The organism is Pelagimonas phthalicica, from assembly GCF_004364805.1.
Taxonomy (GTDB): Bacteria; Pseudomonadota; Alphaproteobacteria; order Rhodobacterales; family Rhodobacteraceae; genus Pelagimonas; species Pelagimonas phthalicica.
The window spans coordinates 64,645-82,713 of the sequence record NZ_SOAP01000001.1 but is presented as its reverse complement, the minus strand read 5'-3'; the positions used below and the strand labels follow the sequence as shown (position 1 = coordinate 82,713).

At 57.8% G+C, this 18,069-nt stretch carries 14 protein-coding genes and 1 riboswitch; of the genes, 7 read left to right on the top strand and 7 right to left on the bottom strand.

The annotated features are described in order from the left end of the window. Positions 1–91: 91 nt before the first annotated feature. Positions 92–1,030 (bottom strand): alpha/beta hydrolase, encoded by a 939-nt coding sequence (locus CLV87_RS00380; protein ID WP_166652632.1) that lies wholly within the window; start codon positions 1,028–1,030, stop codon positions 92–94. A 114-nt stretch (positions 1,031–1,144) separates the two neighbouring features. Continuing rightward, positions 1,145–1,223, top strand: a riboswitch (SAM riboswitch). Positions 1,224–1,267: 44 nt separating this feature from the next. Here CLV87_RS00380 and metZ point away from each other — a divergent pair. The 5 genes from metZ (at position 1,268) to CLV87_RS00355 (ending at position 7,094) form a co-directional block, all read left to right on the top strand. Beyond that, positions 1,268–2,446 carry an O-succinylhomoserine sulfhydrylase gene (gene metZ / locus CLV87_RS00375; RefSeq protein ID WP_099244958.1) on the top strand — a complete coding sequence of 393 codons (1,179 nt, stop codon included), beginning with the start codon at positions 1,268–1,270 and terminating at the stop codon, positions 2,444–2,446. Positions 2,447–2,557: 111 nt separating this feature from the next. Further along, complete coding sequence (folE2, locus tag CLV87_RS00370) at positions 2,558–3,613, top strand: GTP cyclohydrolase FolE2 (RefSeq protein WP_099244381.1); 1,056 nt, start codon at positions 2,558–2,560, stop codon at positions 3,611–3,613. A 158-nt stretch (positions 3,614–3,771) separates the two neighbouring features. Continuing rightward, entirely contained in the window at positions 3,772–3,999 is a 228-nt protein-coding gene (locus CLV87_RS00365) for a hypothetical protein (RefSeq protein ID WP_099244382.1), read from the top strand. Between the two features lie 57 nt (positions 4,000–4,056). After that, entirely contained in the window at positions 4,057–5,508 is a 1,452-nt protein-coding gene (locus CLV87_RS00360) for a TrkH family potassium uptake protein (RefSeq protein WP_099244384.1), read from the top strand. Continuing rightward, positions 5,508–7,094, top strand: coding sequence for a thiamine pyrophosphate-binding protein (locus CLV87_RS00355; protein WP_099244386.1), 1,587 nt, complete (start codon positions 5,508–5,510; stop codon positions 7,092–7,094). The genes CLV87_RS00360 and CLV87_RS00355 overlap by 1 nt, the downstream gene beginning before the upstream one ends. Positions 7,095–7,258: 164 nt before the next feature. On the opposite strand, the gene CLV87_RS00350 is transcribed toward CLV87_RS00355, so the two are convergent. Further along, positions 7,259–10,297, bottom strand: a complete 3,039-nt coding sequence (locus CLV87_RS00350) for a valine--tRNA ligase (RefSeq protein ID WP_099244388.1) — start codon at positions 10,295–10,297, stop codon at positions 7,259–7,261. A 123-nt stretch (positions 10,298–10,420) separates the two neighbouring features. Between CLV87_RS00350 and CLV87_RS00345 the strand changes: the two genes are divergently transcribed. Further along, a complete protein-coding gene (locus CLV87_RS00345; protein ID WP_099244390.1) occupies positions 10,421–10,852 on the top strand; it encodes a YqaA family protein in 432 nt (143 codons plus the stop codon). Positions 10,853–11,497: 645 nt separating this feature from the next. On the opposite strand, the gene CLV87_RS00340 is transcribed toward CLV87_RS00345, so the two are convergent. Beyond that, on the bottom strand, positions 11,498–11,761 hold the full coding sequence (locus CLV87_RS00340) for a DUF1127 domain-containing protein (RefSeq protein ID WP_370739626.1): 264 nt from the start codon (positions 11,759–11,761) through the stop codon (positions 11,498–11,500). A gap of 176 nt (positions 11,762–11,937) precedes the next feature. Here CLV87_RS00340 and CLV87_RS00335 point away from each other — a divergent pair, with 176 nt between their 5' ends. After that, the gene (locus CLV87_RS00335; RefSeq protein WP_099244392.1) at positions 11,938–12,999 is read left to right on the top strand and encodes an Mrp/NBP35 family ATP-binding protein; all 1,062 of its coding nucleotides are present in this window, start codon (positions 11,938–11,940) and stop codon (positions 12,997–12,999) included. Between the two features lie 54 nt (positions 13,000–13,053). On the opposite strand, the gene CLV87_RS00330 is transcribed toward CLV87_RS00335, so the two are convergent. The 4 genes from CLV87_RS00330 to CLV87_RS00315 all read right to left on the bottom strand — a co-directional run bounded on the left by CLV87_RS00330 (position 13,054) and on the right by CLV87_RS00315 (position 17,947). Then, complete coding sequence (locus CLV87_RS00330; RefSeq protein ID WP_099244394.1) at positions 13,054–14,928, bottom strand: YwqG family protein; 1,875 nt, start codon at positions 14,926–14,928, stop codon at positions 13,054–13,056. 78 nt (positions 14,929–15,006) lie between these two features. Continuing rightward, positions 15,007–16,146: a DNA polymerase III subunit delta' gene (locus CLV87_RS00325; RefSeq protein WP_099244395.1), complete on the bottom strand. Its 1,140-nt coding sequence runs from the start codon at positions 16,144–16,146 to the stop codon at positions 15,007–15,009. After that, on the bottom strand, positions 16,143–16,781 hold the full coding sequence (gene tmk / locus CLV87_RS00320; protein ID WP_099244397.1) for a dTMP kinase: 639 nt from the start codon (positions 16,779–16,781) through the stop codon (positions 16,143–16,145). The genes CLV87_RS00325 and tmk overlap by 4 nt, the downstream gene beginning before the upstream one ends. Next, positions 16,778–17,947, bottom strand: a complete 1,170-nt coding sequence (locus CLV87_RS00315; RefSeq protein WP_099244399.1) for a D-alanyl-D-alanine carboxypeptidase family protein — start codon at positions 17,945–17,947, stop codon at positions 16,778–16,780. The genes tmk and CLV87_RS00315 overlap by 4 nt, the downstream gene beginning before the upstream one ends. Positions 17,948–18,069: the final 122 nt, after the last annotated feature.

The following is an 18,069-nucleotide window of genomic DNA, read 5'->3' as shown; positions in this document are numbered from 1 at the left end:
CTTCGGTTGCTTGGTTTCATGATGCGTTCATAACACATCAATACGCAACATCTAGTTAGACCCATGGGCTGTAAACTCTAGATGAAGACCGTCAAAAAGAGGCTTGTTGCCTATTAGAAAATCGAATTTGGGCGTTTGATTGCCGAGGCAGGAGCCGAGACCATCGCGGCTCGCAGGCCGAGGGCAAAATAGCCTGCAACCGTGCCAAAGGAAGGCGACCGGTCAGAAAGGCGCGATAAAGCGGGAAAACGCCGGGGCGTAGGTAAGGTGACCAATGGCAGATCCGTTTTTGCGGTTTCGCGATGGGATATCCGGCTGCCTTGAGCGCGCTGAGGCTGTTGGGGTCGTCCAGTTGCAGGGTCGCCATGTTGGGCAAGCGGGTGCAGCCATGGCCCAAGGCTTTTTCGGTGCTGGTGGATCGTTTGACCAGCCGTTCCAGCAGGAAATCATAAAGGTCGTTTTCGCGGCTGCTGACATTCAGCACTTGGGTTGCCCGCCCGTTTTCGCAACTCAATGCATCTCTGGCGGGGCCACCAAACTCAGCGGCGGCCAACAGCACAGCGTGAGTAATGGTTTTCGTGTGGCTGTTTCTGATCGTGTGCAACGCCACGCGTGCGCCTAGTGAATGCGCAACAAGGCGTACTTTGCGACTTGGGGAAAGCTGATGAATGTGCCCAACAAGTTGCGCCAGGGATTGGCCCGCCAAGGCCGCCCGATCATAGGCCGCCCATATATTGCTGCGCGCGGACCAGCCGAAAGAAATGCCTAACCCTTCGCCCTTTTGCCCGCGCAGGCCCAAATGGCGCGGCCAACTGACCGTGCGCGCGGTCTTGGTCAGCGGCGTGCGCGAAAAAATTCCGTCATGCGGGCAAAAACCGGGTGCGCCGGGTTGGTACTTGAACCCGTGAATCATGATTGTAACAGGTCCATCATCCAGGCTGAGGGCATGGCGCAATGTCGGCAGCAGCGGCGAGCTTGCCCCGTGCAGGCAGGGCTGATTGTCGACATCCGAGATGCGCAGCATTGGCATAGTGGCAATCCATGAACGGGTTTGATGGTGGCAAGGCCAAGGCTGCGCCGGATTCGTGAACAGATTATTACAGCTGCGTGACGGTCTTGACCGGGGCGCGCAACAGGCGTATGCCACCGCCATCGTGGCGATTTGTTCACCGGATTGCGGGCCACGTTAAACATCCCGCTAAAGAGGTCAGACGAAGGGCTCCTTTCGCTTGACCGCGAACGGGGCTTTTTTGTTGCGGAGAGCAAGATGACAGACAAAAGAACACGTACCAATCTGGTGCATGGCGGAACCAAGCGCAGCCAATGGAACGAGGTCAGCGAAGCGATTTTCCTGACCCAAGGCTTTGTTTACGAAAACGCAGAGCAGGCTGAGGCGCGGTTCTTGGAAACCGGCCCGGACGAATTCATTTATGCGCGCTATGGCAACCCAACCGTGGCCATGTTCGAAGAGCGCATGGCGCTGTTGGAAGGGGCCGAAGACGGGTTTGCCTGTGCCTCGGGCATGGCGGCTGTGAATGGTGCATTGACGTCTTTGCTCCGCGCAGGCGACCATATCGTATCGGCCAAGGCGCTGTTTGGTTCTTGTCTCTATATCGTCGAAGAGGTGCTGACCCGCTACGGCGTTGAGGTCACCTTTGTCGATGGGGCTAATTTGGATGAATGGCGCGCAGCCGTGCGCCCAGATACGAAGGCTGTTTTCTTTGAATCCATGTCCAACCCGACGCTGGAAGTCATCGACATTGCCGGTGTGGCCGAGATCGCCCATTCGGTTGGTGCCAAGGTTGTAGTGGACAATGTGTTTTCCACGCCGGTCTACTCGAAGGCCATCGAGCAAGGCGCCGATGTTGTTGTCTATTCCACAACCAAGCATGTGGACGGGCAGGGGCGCTGTCTGGGCGGTGTGATCCTTGGCACCAAGGAACATATCCGCGGTGTCGTTGAGCCTTACATGAAACATACCGGTGGTTCGCTGAGCCCATTCAACGCTTGGGTCATGCTCAAGGGTTTGGAAACCATTGCCCTGCGTGTGCGGGCCCAGACCGAGGGCGCGCTGGCGATTGCGAAAGCGACAGAAGGGCATGAAAAGCTCAACCGCCTGATCTATCCCGGTCTGCCGAGTCATGCGCAATATGATCTGGCGCAGCGTCAGTTGGGGTCGGGGGGCACCATGCTGTCTTTGGAACTCAAAGGCGGGAAGGAGGCGGCGTTCCGCTTTTTGAATGCCATGCAAATCGCGGTGATCTCTAACAATCTGGGCGATGCGAAATCCATCGTGACGCATCCCGCGACGACGACTCACCAGCGTCTGAGCGTGGAACAGCGCGCGGAACTGGGGATCAGCGACGGGTTGGTACGTTTTTCTGTTGGCATTGAAGATCCTGCCGACCTCGTGGCGGATGTTTTGCAAGCGTTGGATGCCGCCTAAGCTCGACCAACTCGCCATGTCGCATTTGAAAAGCTATGCTGCGCAGATGGACTTTGCGCAGCGCGCGCCTATCTGTAGGATGCGACAGGACGAAGAGGAAGGGGCAACCCCATGAATATCCAATCGGATATCGGCGAAAAGCCCAGCCGGGAAGAGGCCGAACAAGCGCTGGCTTTGCTGCGGCGCTATGCGGGCAACCCTGCGGCATTGGCTGAGCTGACCGGCGCGTACCCGGAGTTGCACAATGTTTATCCTGACAATTTCGTCGTGGACGCGGCCTATAAGGAAACCCTGCCTGACCTTCAAAACGGCCCGGCCTCGCTGATCCGTGGGGCAAAGCGGATCATTCAGCATGTGGGGATCTCAAACTTTCGCTTACCGATCGGCTATCACACCCGTGACAATGGCGATTTGACGCTGGAAACTTCGGTTACTGGCACAGTCAGCCTCGAAGCGGATAAAAAGGGCATCAATATGAGCCGCATCATGCGGTCCTTTTATGCGCATTCCGAAAAAACGTTTAGTTTTGAGGTGATGGAAGCCGCTCTTGATGATTACAAGAGCGACCTTGAAAGTTTTGATGCGCGCATTCAGATGCGGTTCAGCTTCCCAATGAAGGTGGACAGCCTGCGCTCGGGCTTGTCTGGGTTTCAGTATTACGACATCGCTTTGGAATTGGTTGAGGTCGCGGGTTTGCGGCGCAAAATCCTGCATCTCGACTATGTTTACAGCTCCACATGCCCCTGTTCTCTGGAGTTGAGCGAACATGCCCGGCGCGAACGTGGGCAATTGGCGACACCGCATTCCCAGCGCTCTGTCGCCCGGATATCGGTCGAGGTTCTGCCGGGGGAATGTCTGTGGTTCGAAGATCTGATTGACCTATGCCGCCGTGCCGTGCCGACCGAAACTCAAGTCATGGTGAAACGCGAAGATGAACAGGCCTTTGCCGAGTTGAACGCGGCCAACCCGATCTTTGTCGAAGACGCCGCGCGCCTGTTTGCGCAAGGTCTGGAGGATGATCCGCGTATTGGGGATTTCCGTGTTGTGGCCAGCCATCAGGAAAGCCTGCACAGCCATGACGCTGTTTCGGTTTTGACCGAAGGCGAGCTGTTTTCGAATGATAGCCTGGATCCAAAACTGTTTTCTACGCTCTTTCATGTCGGCTGAGACACGCAAGAAGGTGCAGCGAAAACTCACTTTTCGCGGAAATTAGCGGCATGTTGCGCATTTCTGAGAACAAAGCGCGCGGCCTTCACTGAAAACACATCTTTTTCGTGGCACCTTGTCTTTAGGGAGGAAACCCGAACGCAAGAAAGGTTTCCGAAATGCCACGCGATAACGTACAAATTGCCATGGGGCACAGCTCATTGGCGCTCAAAATTGACCAGTTCTTTGCCGATCGCGGATTCGGTATGAACCCGGCTGGGCTGCGCCGGTCTAGGCTGCGCCAAATTATCCAACTGGAATCGCAGAGCGACCGCGAATTGGCCCGTCAGGGCCTACATCGCGATGATATCCTGCCGCATGTGTTTCGCGACATTCTTTACAGCTGATGATCTGATCACAGGCTTGGCTTGACATAAGCCCTGCAAGGCTCCAACCCTGCGGGTATGTTTGATATTCGCCCCGTCGCCTATGTCATTGGCCTGCTTGTCACAATCCTTGGTGCCACGATGTTTCTGCCCATGTTGGTGGACATTGCTGAAGGGCGTGGGCATTGGCCGGTTTTTCTGGAAAGCGCGCTGATTACTATCATGAGCGGTGGCTTGACGGCTTTGGCTTGTTCCAATGCCGTCAAGAAAGGGCTGAGCATCCAACAGACCTTTTTGCTGACGACTGGCGTCTGGCTGGCCCTGCCGGTCTTCGGTGCCTTGCCGTTTATGATCGGCGAAACCCATAGCAGCTATACGGACGCGTTTTTTGAGGCAATGTCAGGCCTGACAACAACCGGGTCGACGGTGCTGTCTGGTCTGGATGACTTGCCCAAAGGTTTGCTGCTGTGGCGCGGATTGCTGCAATGGATCGGCGGGATCGGGATCATTGTTGTTGCGATGGTGTTTTTGCCCGAGTTGCGGGTTGGTGGTATGCAAATCTTCCGCTCGGAAGGGTTTGATACGATGGGGAAAATCCTGCCCCGCGCCACACAGATTTCCTCATCGATCTCGACAATCTATGTGTCTCTGACCCTGATCTGCGCCGGGGGGTACCTGCTTTCGGGCATGGATCCGTTTGACGCGACGGTGCACGCCATGACCACGGTCGCAACCGGTGGCTTTGCCAATTATGACGCCAGCTTTGGCGCGTTTTCGGCCAGTGCGGAATATGTCTGTGTTGTGTTCATGATGCTGGCGGCGCTGCCATTTGTGCGCTTTGTTCAGATGACCGCCCTTCGCGATGTGCGCCCGCTGTTTCAGGACAGCCAGGTCAGGGGGTTCTTTGTCACGGCCATTGTGATTGTCGCCTTGGTTGCGTTCTGGCGCTATTCCATCGGCGATGCCAATGGCGAAGAGGCCTATCGCAAAGTGCTCTTCAACGTTGTCTCCATCCTGACCGGCACCGGTTATGCCAGCCAGGATTACGGGCTTTGGGGCGGGTTTGCTGTCGCTTTGTTTTTCTTTGTCGGCTTGATCGGCGGTTGCGCGGGCTCGACGGCCTGTTCGGTAAAAATCTTCCGCTATCAACTGCTCTTTGCCTCGATCAGCACGCAGCTGCGTCGTATCCGTTCGCCTTCTGGCGTTTTCACGACGCGTTATGCCGGAGTTCCGGTCGGGGCCGAGGTTATGTCTTCGGTCATGTCGTTCTTTGTGTTCTTCGTGGTGTCGCTTGGAGTTTTATCCGTCGCGCTCAGCTTGACCGGTCTCGACTTTATCACCTCAGTGTCCGGCGCAGCGACGGCCTTGGCCAATGTCGGGCCGGGATTGGGGGATCAGATCGGTCCGGCAGGTAATTTCGCCGATATCGGCGATCCGGCGAAATGGATGCTCAGCTTTGCCATGTTGGCGGGACGGCTGGAACTCTTGGCGGTTTACGCCATTTTCACAATCCGGTTCTGGAGGGCGTAATGCAAAGACCATTGGGGGCGCAGATTTCACACATGCTGAAATCGCGCGGGGTTGAGGTGATTTTTGGCATTCCCGGTGTTCACAATGTGGAAATGTATCGCGGCATCGAAGAGGCCGGGATCACTCATGTGCTGGCACGCCATGAGCAGGGCGCGGGCTTTATGGCGGATGGCTATGCCCGTGCAACCGGCAAGGCCGGGGTGTGTTACCTGATCACCGGGCCGGGGCTGTGCAATGCCATGACGGCGCTTGGCCAGGCCTATAGCGACAGCGTGTCGGTTCTGGCGGTGACGTCCTGTTTGGATGACGTGACGGGCAAGCGTGGGCAGTTGCACCAGATGCTGGATCAGCGCGCGGCGGCGGACACGGTATGCGACTGGTCCGAAGAGGCGCGGGATGCGGGCACGGCCTATGAACTGGTTGACCGGGCATTGGTCGGGTTTGCGAGCAAGCGAAAACGCAGCTGTCACATTCAGGTTCCAATTGGCACCTTGGGGAAATTGGCCGAGCCTGCCAAACCCGCTGCCATGCCACCGGGATTGCCCAAGGCGGACACGGCCACACTGCGCGCGGTGGTTGACCGGGTGTTGGCGGCGGAAAAGCCAGTGTTTATCTTTGGCGGCGGTTCTGTCGCGGCGGCGGATGTGGCAACAGACGTCTTGCGCATGACCGGTGCCGCAGCCTTCACAACCTATGCCGGGCGCGGGATTGTGGCGGCGGATTATCCCTTGTTCTTTGGGTCCTACCTGGCGCGCCCCGAGAGTGCCTCTGTTTTGGGCGAAGCGGATCTGGTGATCGCATTGGGGACGGAACTGTCCGAAGGGGATCTGTGGCGCGATGAGTTGGGGCACCAAGCCCCAATGATCCGCGTGGATATTGATCCGGTCATTTTGGCGAAAGGAAAGGCCGGGGATCTGCCGGTGCTGGCGGATGCCGAGGCGTTGCTGCGCGCGATGGCGGTGGCTATTCCAGCGCGCGTTGAAGATCGAAAACCTTGTTGGGATGCCAAGGCGGTTGCAGCGACAAAGGCGCGTTGGCGGGCTGAAGTTATGGCGGAACGTCCTGGGATTGTCGAGGTGGCAGAAGCGTTGAGGGCCGCTCTGCCTGATGACTGCATGATCTATTCCGACATGACCCAATTTGCCTATGCGGCCAAGGAAGTCTGGGACATGCCGCGTGCCGGGCATTGGCATCACCCGACGGGGTTTGGGACCTTGGGATATGCTTTGCCCGCGGCGATTGGCGGTGCGGTGGCGCGCCGAGGCTTGCCGACTTTGGCGATCCTTGGGGATTACGGGTTTCAATACACGGTACAAGAGTTGGGGACAGCGGTTGAGCTGGGGCTGAGCCTGCCGATCCTGATTTGGGACAATGGCAAACTGGCCGAGATTGAGGAAAGCATGGTGCGCAGCCAAATCGCACCTAACGCGGTTGTGGCGCGCAATCCGGATTTTCTTGCTTTGGCTAAAGCTTATGGGGCCGGGGCTGTGGAGCCTGCGAGCCTGGCAGAGATGCAAGCGGCGGTTGTCGCGGCGTTTGCTGCGCCGGGGCCGACGGTTATTCGCGTGACGCCTGATATTGAATGACCTTCGGCCATCGCCTGCGGCGGGCGGGTGCGAGGGGCGATGCCCCTCGCGCTCCCCAACTCGGGTTGAACGAGAGCGGGTGGCAAAAGGCGCACTCGCTTGAGTATTTTGGCCAAGAAGAAACGAAAACCCGGAGCGTTTTAAGGCTCCGGGTTATGTTTTGATCAGCCGATTTCGGCGAGGCGGGCGAGGGCTTCTTCGAGCTTGGCCTCATCCTCTTCGCGTGCAGCCAGGTTGGCCTGGGCCTCTTCGACGACCTCTGGCGGGGCGGAGGCGGCGAATTTGGGGTTGTTGAGGCGACCGCGCAACCCGGCGATTTCTTTTTGCAGCTTGGCGAGAGCCTTTTCCAGGCGCGCCTTTTCCTTGTCCACATCAATGATGTCGGCAAGTGGCAAGCCATAGCTGGCGTCACCTAGTGGGATGGTGATGCAGCCCTTGGGGAAGGCATCGACGAGGTCGAGAGACTCGATCCGTGCCATGCGTTTGATCAGCGTTTCGTTGCGTTCCCACGCGCCTTTGGCATTGTCGCCCATGCCAAGACCCAGCATTGGCACATAGAGACCGGCGGGCACGTTCATCTGGGCGCGGGCCGAGCGTACGCCTTCGATCAGGGCGATCACCCAGGACATTTCGGCTTCGGCCTCGGCATCCACAAGATCCGCGCCATAAGTCGGCCAATCGGCGTGAACCAACATCTTGGAGCGTTTGGCGGTGTTGTCCCAGAGCTCTTCGGTGATGAAGGGCATGATCGGGTGCAGCAGGATCATGCATTGATCCAGCACCCAGGCCATGGTGTCGCGGGTTTCCTGCGCGACAGCCTCGTCATCACTGCTGAAGAGGGGTTTGGAGAATTCCACATACCAGTCGCAGACCTTGCCCCAGACAAAGGCATAAAGCGAAAGCGCCGCGTCGTTGAAGCGGTATTCGGCCAGGGCCAAATCAACGGTTTCGCGCACTTTGGCGGTTTCACCGATGATCCATTTGTTCAACGTGGCCTGCGGGTTGGCGGGCAGGGCGCGCGGCTCCATGTCTGCTCCCACCGCGCCGTTCATCTCGGCAAAGCGGGTGGCGTTCCAGAGCTTGGTGCCAAAGTTGCGGTAGCCGGCGATGCGGTCTTTGGACAGTTTCAGCACGCCACCGATGGAGGCCATGGCGGTGTTGGTAAAGCGCAGGGCGTCGGCACCGTATTCGTCGATGATTTCCAGCGGGTCGATGACATTGCCGGTGGTTTTCGACATCTTCTTGCCCTTCTCGTCGCGGACGAGTTGGTGCAGATAGACGGTGTGGAACGGCTTTTCATCCACCACGGCGAGCTGCATCATGATCATCCGGGCGACCCAGAAGAACAGGATGTCAAAGCCGGTGATCAGCACATCGGTGGGGAAGTATTTCTGCATCTCCTCAGTGTTTTCGGGCCAGCCCAGCGTGCCAATGGGCCAGAGGCCGGAGGAGAACCAGGTGTCGAGCACGTCGGGGTCGCGATAGACCAGCAACTCATCCGTTTCCTCGTCAAAGAAATTCTTAGCCACAGCCTCTTCGTAGCTAGCGATCCGTGCATCACCGGGAATCTGCATTCTTTTCCATGCATCTGCTTCGGTCGCGGCACAGACCGCCTCGAACCCGGTTACTTCCCAGATTCCGTTGGTGCATTGTCCATGAGGCACATACCAAACCGGGATCTGGTGGCCCCACCAGAGCTGGCGTGAGATGCACCAAGGTTCGATGTTTTCCAGCCAGTGGTAGTAGGTTTTTTCGCCCGATTCCGGCATGATCTTGATGTCGCCGTTGCGCACCGCATCCAGAGCGGGGCCGACGACCTTTTCGGCGTCCACATACCATTGATCGGTCAGCATCGGTTCGATGACAACCTTGGAGCGGTCGCCAAAGGGTTGCATGATCGGCTTGGCCTCGACCAGCGGTACCTGGATCGGGTCGCTGTCTTCTTCGCCCTTCTTCTTTTTCTTGCCGCCCAGGCGTGGATCGTCTGAGGTGGTCATGACCGCCAGCCCCTCGGCGGTGATCTCGGCCACGACTTTTTCGCGCGCCTCGAACCGATCCAGCCCGCGCAGGTGGTCTGGGACGAGGTTGACGGCATCCGCTTCGGCTTCGCTCAACGTGCGTTCGCCACGAGCTACGGCACCAGCCAGAGTCGCAGCTTCGTCATAGGATCCACCATCGGCACGCATCGCACCGCGCGTGTCCATCAGGCGATACATCGGGATGCCGCCACGTTTGGCGACTTGGTAGTCGTTGAAATCATGCGCGCCGGTGATCTTCACCGCGCCCGAGCCGAAATCTTTGTCAGGGTATTCGTCGGTAATGATCGGGATCAGGCGGCGATGCTCTTTCGGACCAACCGGGATCTCGCAGAGCTTGCCAACGATAGGGGCGTAACGTTCATCGGATGGGTGAACAGCCACCGCGCCGTCGCCCAGCATGGTTTCGGGGCGGGTGGTGGCGATGGAGATATAATCGCGCTCTTCCTCAAGCGTGATATTCCCGTCTTCGTCCTTTTCCACATAGGTATAGGTGGCCCCACCCGCGAGCGGGTATTTGAAGTGCCACATATGGCCCGCCACTTCGATGTTCTCGACCTCAAGGTCAGAAATTGCAGTTTCGAAATGCGGGTCCCAGTTGACCAGACGCTTGCCGCGATAGATCAGCCCCTTGTTGTACATATCAACAAAGACCTTGATCACCGCATCGTGGAAATTGGGCGAGTTTTCGTGCCCGGTGCGCGGGTCGCCCGGCGCGCCTGCCATGGTAAAGGCGTTGCGATCCCAGTCGCAGGAACAGCCCAAACGTTTGAGCTGCTCGACGATGGTGCCGCCATATTGGCCTTTCCATTCCCAAACCTTTTCAAGGAACTTCTCACGCCCCAGTTCTGCCCGGCTGGGCTGCTGGGTCTTGGCCAGTTCCTTTTCCACCATCAACTGGGTGGCGATGCCCGCATGGTCCTGTCCTGGCTGCCACAGCGTGTCAAAGCCGCGCATCCGGTGCCAGCGCGTTAGGATATCCTGCAAGGTGTTGTTGAACGCATGGCCCACATGCAAAGCACCCGTGACGTTCGGGGGGGGGATCATCACGCAAAAGCTCTCATCCCGGCTTTTATTGGCACCGGCGGCAAAGGCCTTTTGGTCCTGCCACTGCTTGCTGATCCGCGGCTCCGCCTCGGCGGCGTTGAACGTCTTTTCCATGGGCATCGGAAATTCCTCGTCTTTGGTTGAGAAGCATCTAGCGAATGTGGCGAGGAAGTGGAAGGTGGCGCGGGACGAAATCGCTTTTCAAGGCTTTACCTTTGCAAATCTGTGCGACAGGGAAAGCCTATGATCGCCTATCTCAGCCTTTTTGCCTCCGCATTGATTGCTGCGACCGTCTTGCCGATGCAATCCGAAGCCGTACTTGTCGGGTTGCTGCTGGGCGAGGCACATTCCGTTGTCTGGTTGTTGGTCTTTGCCACAACGGGAAATGTGCTGGGGTCGCTGGTGAATTGGCTGCTGGGGCGTTTTGCCCTGCGGTTTCAAAAACGGCGCTGGTTTCCTGCATCCGAGGATCAACTGCTCCGCGCAGAAGCGTGGTATCGCCGCTACGGGCGTTGGTCCCTTCTGGGCAGTTGGCTGCCGATTGTAGGGGATCCCCTGACGGTGATGGCCGGGATATTGCGCGAACCTCTTTGGATGTTTTTGCTCTTGGTGACGATTGCCAAGGCCGGGCGGTATCTCGTCCTGGCTGCCGCGACCTTGTCCTGGATCGGCTGAATCCCCCTCCTTTGAAAACGGAAAAACGGCGGCGCTCAGGGAGGAGGAGAGAGCGACCGCCGTTTCCAGTTTTTGAAAACCCCAAGGGAGGAGGAGATGGGGCTCCAAAGCAGATGAGCCATTGAGGCTCTGAATTTTTGTGCGGTGACCTCAGGGAGGAGGAGAGAGGCCACCGCAATTATGAAAGGCCCAGGGAGGAGGAGAGGGCCAGACATATCGTTGGGTCGTTTGACCCGAAGAGCGTGGCGGTGAGGCCGGGAGGAGGAGTGGCATCACCGCCGCTTTGAAGGGTCCAGGGAGGAGGAGAGGACCCAGCAAGGCGTTGGACCGTTCAGGTCCGAATTTGGTTTGCGGCGGCTCCAGGGAGGAGGAGAGGAGCCGCCGCGACTATGAAAGGCCCGGGAGGAGGAGTGGGCCAGACATGTCATGTGGACCGCTTGGTCCGAAACTGGTTGCGGTGACCCCAGGGAGGAGGAGAGGGGCCACCGCATCTATGAAAGACCCAGGGAGGAGGAGAGGGTCTGTCATGTCGTTGAGCCGTTCTGGCTCGAATTAGGCGGCGGCGGTATCAGGGAGGAGGAGAGATACCGTCGCCGAAGCCGCAAGACGCAGGGAGGAGGAGAGCGTCAGGCGGTGTTCTATGTCTTAGACCTCGTAAGCGGCCTGATAAGCCACGCGGCGAATGATCGAGCGGTTCAGACCCAGATCCGCCAACTCGCGGTTGCTGAGGGTCTGCAGCTCGGTCAGGGTCTGGCGATACACTTTGCGACGCGCCAGACGCGCACGGATGTCGATCAGAAGCGTCGAAACACGTGCACCCAAACCGCTTTGGGCTGCTGTATCAGTGTGCGTTGCGTATGCCATTTTCATCGTGCCTTTGTGGCTGTAGTGCTTGGTTGCGTTAAACATGGGGGAAATGCTGCGACTGCACAATGGCTGTCAAAGCATTGCTGCTATGCAGAAAATGCATGAGAAACGTTGGGTAACCTTCACAAAACGCCTTAGCTTTGAGCTAAGTGATGTTCTGGGTTGCACACAGTTGGGGGTGACGCCAGTTAAAGGTGCATCAGAAACGGAGAATTCGCATGAGTGACATGAAATCCGCGATTCGAGAGGCCCTGGCCCGGCTCGAATTGCCTGATGGCGGAAACCTATATTCCAGAGATATGATTCGTGCTTTGACGGTAGAGGGCAGCAATGTGCGCTTTGTTATCGAAGCACCGAATCCGGAAATCGCCCGCCATATGGAGCCACTGCGCAAAGCGGCAGAGGCGGCGGTTGCTCAGGTTCAGGGGGTCAGTTCGGTCAGCGCGGTTTTGACGGCCGAGGCGAAATCTCCGCCACCACAGTTGAAAATGGGCGGGCATCCCAAACCGCAAGAGGGGGTGATGAAGCCTGCCGGTGTGAAAACGCTGCTGGCGATTGGGTCCGGCAAAGGTGGTGTTGGCAAGTCTACCGTGTCCTCGAACCTCGCCGTGGCCCTCGCTCGGGCTGGTAAAAAGGTCGGGCTGCTGGATGCGGATATTCATGGCCCATCGCAGCCGCGCATGTTTGGCCTGACCGACAAACCCGCCAGCCCGGATGGCAAAACCATCATCCCGCTTAAGGCTCATGGCGTCACCGTTATGTCGATTGGCTCTATGCTGGCCGAGGAAAAGGCTGTGGTGTGGCGTGGTCCGATGTTGATGGGGGCGCTGCAGCAGATGTTGATGCAGGTCGAATGGGGCGAATTGGACGTGCTGATCGTCGATTTGCCGCCCGGCACCGGTGACGTGCAACTGTCGCTCTGCCAAAAATCCGAGGTCGCTGGGGCCATTGTGGTCAGCACCCCGCAGGATGTCGCCCTGATTGATGCACGCAAAGCGCTGGATGCATTCGCAACGCTCAAAACGCCGGTCCTGGGCCTGATCGAAAACATGGCGGTCTTTGTTTGCCCCCATTGCGGCGGCGAGAGCCATATCTTTGGCCATAACGGTGTTTCGCAAGAGGCAGATAAGCTGGGTGTTCCGCTGCTGGCGCAATTGCCCATCGATCTCGACACCCGCTTGGGCGGAGATGGCGGCACGCCCATCGCCACGGGGGAAAGCGATATGGCCAAAGCCTATGGCCAGCTTGCGGATCGTCTGATCCAAGGCGGGATTGTGTAATTCCTCTAAGAACGATCTGGGGTTAAAAACGGGCGCGGTTTCGCGCCCATTTTTTTAACTGCAATCCCAAGTGCAAATAGCCTTGTCAAACGCCCTGTTGCGCAGATCCTCTTGCGTAATCATGACGTTGAGCATGCCCGCGTCGCCCAGACATAGATCATCGTCAAAGCCAAGATGGAGCAGTACCCGATCCATCTCCTGCCAGTCTGGATCAAAACGCACATCCTCTTGAACAAAGTCAGGATGCCCGCCGACCCAATGGGTAGGGGCAGCGGCTGATTCCAGCTCTTCGGCCTTTTCGAAGGCTTCAAGTTGTGCACCAATATCGTCGCTTTCGGGCAACCTATTGTGCCAATCCTGACGAAACCGATCGAGAGAGCTGTGATGGATTGAGGCAATAGCGGTATCGGCCTCAAAGCGCAGTGCCCGCCCTTCAAGAAGAGCCTCTTTGCTCAGCGCTGAGTGTTTGGGGACATTCTCAAGCTGGAAAGGTAAGGCCATGGTGTCGTCTGCTTCGGGATTAGGCAGGTATCTCAACTCGAAACTGCCGGGGTCTTCTGTAAACACCAAACGCCCATCCGTTTCGATGCCAGCAAACAGCTGCAAAATGCCACTATCCGGAAAATCAGGCAGGGGCTGGGTTTCGGAAAAATTGATCTGCGCGAGAAACAACATTGGCATTCCCGTTTCCTCGGTGACGGGCCAATGGCGATGGGTTTCGTCGGCAGTAGGTGCTCCGCCCAGACGGCTTTGGACATTATCGGCAGGTGGCAATGCTGTGTTCTCTATTCTGACACGCGGCAAACGGCTTTGGTCTTGCGCTTGTTTTAGCGCGTCGATTTCATCTTGTGTAATACGGGGGGCATTTCGAAGCTTGTACCAAGACCAAAGCGAAACGCTAACGTAAGTCGCTGCAAAACATCCAACCGCCATGACAAGAAAACTTTCGAACCAACTGAACGACTCCGGTTGTGCAAGGCACTGTGAAGAGCGCGATTCCTCGCAGGTCCAGATCTCGCGCGCGATGATCTCATCCCGGCAGGTTTGTGGTACATCTGGGGTCCCCCATACCCAAAGCACATCCAGCCACGGCAATTTTTCAATGTGCTTAGCCGCCAATTCGAAATCACCGACGGTACAAGCCGCCTTCGCCAACGCTTGCTGGTTCCAAGCGTTTGGGAACTCGTCCATTACCGACAAGTAGGACGTCCGAATTTTTGACCAGTCTGCTTCGCTGGGTCGAGGGAGGTCATGTAAGATGTGGCTGAACAGGCGCGAGGTCATGCCCGTAAAGCGTTCATCGGCGGTCAGAACAAACTCAGAAAGCTTCTTCGGTTCATGGCGCGCCAAATAGGACGCGGCGCTGCGTTGAAGGGGAGCAAAACCGGGATTCTGAGATAGCTCCTCAGCAAACCTAGCCTCAAAGTTGGGGATTGGGACTGTTTGCAGGGCCAGTAGCTCTAGCTGGGTTGCGCGCCAATGTGGATCTTGATCGCCGATCTCCGCATGGTTCGCCATAAACTCCAAAGCCTTAGTAACCGCATCCTGCCGGTTTGATGAGTCTTCGGGCAGGGATTTCGCATGCCTCGTTAGTAAAATCGCCTTTGCATTTAGGGCGCTTACCGAATTGGGACGGGCCGCGCGCCAGGAGTCGACACTATTAACAATTGTAGGCACTGACTCTTCGGTCAAGATTTGAGGATTTTCATAAAATGGAAAGTACGCGTGTGTCAGCAACCACGCGCCATTTTCATGCAGGCGCTGATTCACGCGCAAATCGTCAAGATATTGATCAAGTGCGTCAAAGTCATTTTCCCAGGCAAGGAAGATGACCTGATAAGCGGGTTCGCTACTCTTGCCAGCGACCTGCGCAAAAGAGGCTAAGCAGGTGATGGAAAGTAGAAGGCTGAAAAACAGGGTGCGAAGCATCGACGGGAAACCAACTTAAACTCAATATGTTGAGCAATTGCGCACGTCTTTGGCGAAAAGAAGGCGTGACTGTGCTTTTCAGCTTTTTAACTGCAAAAACAGATCCGTTACCAAAGCGGCCGGATCGACATTGACCGCGCGTGCATGGCGCGCCCGGTCGCTGGCTTGTCCGGCGATGGTCGCCCAGTGACGCCCTGTATGCGCATCCGGCGACAGGCGCGCCAGAATGCCTGCTTCCTTCGGAGCGGCTTCGTTCAGAGGGGGCTGGCCTGTAACGCCTGTGCGGGCCAGTCGCGCGGTTGCCTGATCGACAAGCGTCAACAACAGATCCAGTCGCGCTTCTTTGCCTTTGCCCGCGCAGCTTTCAGACAACGCCAAGAGTCGTGGCCGGTCGAAATTGGGAAGGCTGCCAAGAACCGACAGGATCTCATTATATAATGGCAGGCCATCGAGATTGATCAGGCGCAGGGCTTCGCCAACCGACCCCTGTGAAAGCTCGGTGAGCGCAGCAGCGTCTTGTGGTTCGACATGGGCATCGGCCTGCGCCAATGCTTCGGACATGTCCTCGGGCGATAAAGGCCCGAGGCGCAGCACGCGACAGCGCGACCGGATCGTCGGCAATAAGCGCGCGGGTTGGTGACTGATCAGAATAAGCGTGGTGTTCGCAGGCGGCTCTTCGAGCATTTTGAGAATGGCGTTGGCGGCCTGTACGTTCAGCTCATCCGCGCTATCGACAATCACCACGCGTCGCCCACCATCCGCCGCCGACAGCGAAAAGAAATGGCCGAGCTTGCGCACTTCGTTTACGCGGATTTCGGCGGCGAACCGTCCCTCGGCCAAGGCTTTGGCCTGATCGCTTTCGGAACTGCCCGCACCGCCGCGCCGCAAAAGGAACAGGCCCGGTTCAGACAGGGCCAAAATGCGGTGCGATACGGGGTGATCCGGTGAAATATCTAGGTTGTCTGGCGGGGGAGGGGCCCCGAACATGTCATCCGCCGCCGGCGGCGTGGCCAACAGGAACCGCGCAATCCGCCAGGCCAAGGTTGCCTTGCCCACCCCGCGCGGGCCGGTCAGCAGCCAACCATGATGCAAGCGGTCCGAGTTGAAGGCAGTCAGAAAGTCCTCTTCGGCGGCCTGTTGTCCAATCAGGCGCAGGGTTTCGCGCGGATGCGGAGCCCCTGCGATGCGATCCGGTTCGGGAAGTGGCGCGTCGCTCATGGCAGGCGCGCCTTGATCCGGGCGAGAACGTCAGCCGCAATGTCTTCGATCCCGCGCGCGGCATTGATCACCTCAAAGCGGGCGGCAAATTCCTGTGACAAGGCAAGGAACCCGGCCCGCATCTTTTCCTGCAAGCCAACGCCGAAATCCTCAAACCGTTCTTCGACCGTCGCGCGCGACTTGGCCCGCGCAAGACCCGCCGCCGGGTCCATATCAAAGAGCAAGGTCACATCCGGTTCTTGCCCGATCATCAACTCATGCAAAGCGTCAACCTTGGCCCGCAGATCACCCCGCGACAGGCCCTGATACATGCGGGTGCTGTCGGCAAAACGGTCGCAAATCACCACCTTGCCCGCAGCCAAAGCTGGGCGGATTGTCCGTTCCAGATGATCGCGGCGCGCAGCTGTGAACAGCAGCAATTCCGTCTCGGCAGACCAGCGGTCAGGATCGCCCTGCAAAACAAGTGCGCGAATTTCCTCAGCCCCCGGGCTGCCACCCGGTTCGCGGGTCAACACAACATCGCGCCCGTCTTGTTCCAACGCCTGCGCCAACATGCGCGCTTGGGTGGATTTTCCTGATCCGTCAATGCCTTCAAAGCTGATGAACAGCCCCGATGAGCCGTTTGAAGTCGTCACATCTGCTCCTTTGGACCGTCCTGCAAACGTTTCAACAGAACCTGGGACACAGTCAGCATCCGATCCATGAAACCACCCCCGGCAACCGCCTTTTCGGCGACCAGAGGCACGCGGGTTTCTGGCAGTCCTTCGGGGCTGATGATTAGTTCGGCCAGTTTTTGGCCTTGCTCGACAGGCGCTTCGATCGGGCCGGTATACACAACCTCGGCCTTGACGCCGCCCAATGGGTTCACCGGCAAAAGCAAGGTGATGTCTTTGGTTGAAACCAAACCGACCTTATCCTCAGCCCCAAGCCAGATATCTGCATCGGCGACGGCCTTGTCCTTGGTCACAATGGTTTGTTCGGCAAACTGGCGAAAGGCCCAGTTGACGATCGCCTCGGATTCCTCGGCTCGGGCGCGTTCGCTGTCCAGGCCGGTGATGGCAAAGATCACGCGGCGGTCGCCATTTTTAGCCGAGCCAACCAACCCGTAACCTGCCTCACGTGTATGGCCGGTTTTCAACCCGTCCGCGCCAATCCCAAGCGCCAACAAGGGGTTGCGGTTTTTGACATTGCCTGGCGCGCGCCCGTCAAAGGCAAAAGTCTTTTCCGAAAACATCCCGTAATGCTCAGGGAAATCCTCGATCAGCCGCGTGGCCAAAAGCACAAGATCGCGCATCGACATGACATGGCCATCAGCAGGCCAGCCCGACGCATTGCGGAAACTGGAGCTGGTCATGCCCAATTGCTGCGCCCGCTGCGTCATCAACTGCGCAAAGCCACGCTCAGTCCCGTTAGGGCTCAGGGTTTCGGCAATCACCGCGCAGGCATCATTGCCCGACAACACGATAATGCCGCGCAGCAGGTCTTCGACTTTGACGCGGTCGGTGGTGTCCAGAAACATGGTCGAGCCACCATAAGACATGGCGTGACTAGAAACGGGCAGTTTCTCTTCCATCCGCAGACGGCCATCACGAATAGCTTCAAACGCAAGGTAGAGCGTCATCAATTTGGACATCGATGCGGGGGGCAGGGCTTCGTCGGCGCGTTTGGCCAGCAAAACGGTGCCTGTGGTCTGATCAAGAACAAATGCCGCCTTGGCGCGCGTGTCAAAAGCCGAGGCAGGCACAGCAAGAAGCGCAAAAACAGCGGCGCTGGCCAACAGGCGACGGGGCAAAAAGCTCATGAAAGGCAGCTCCTGTCCAAACAAATGGGTCCAAAGACAGCACGGGCAATCAGGATGAACGTAAAGCCCGTTGAAATCCGGATGGCTCCGGTGCCATGGGCGTGTGATTCAGCCAATCGCTT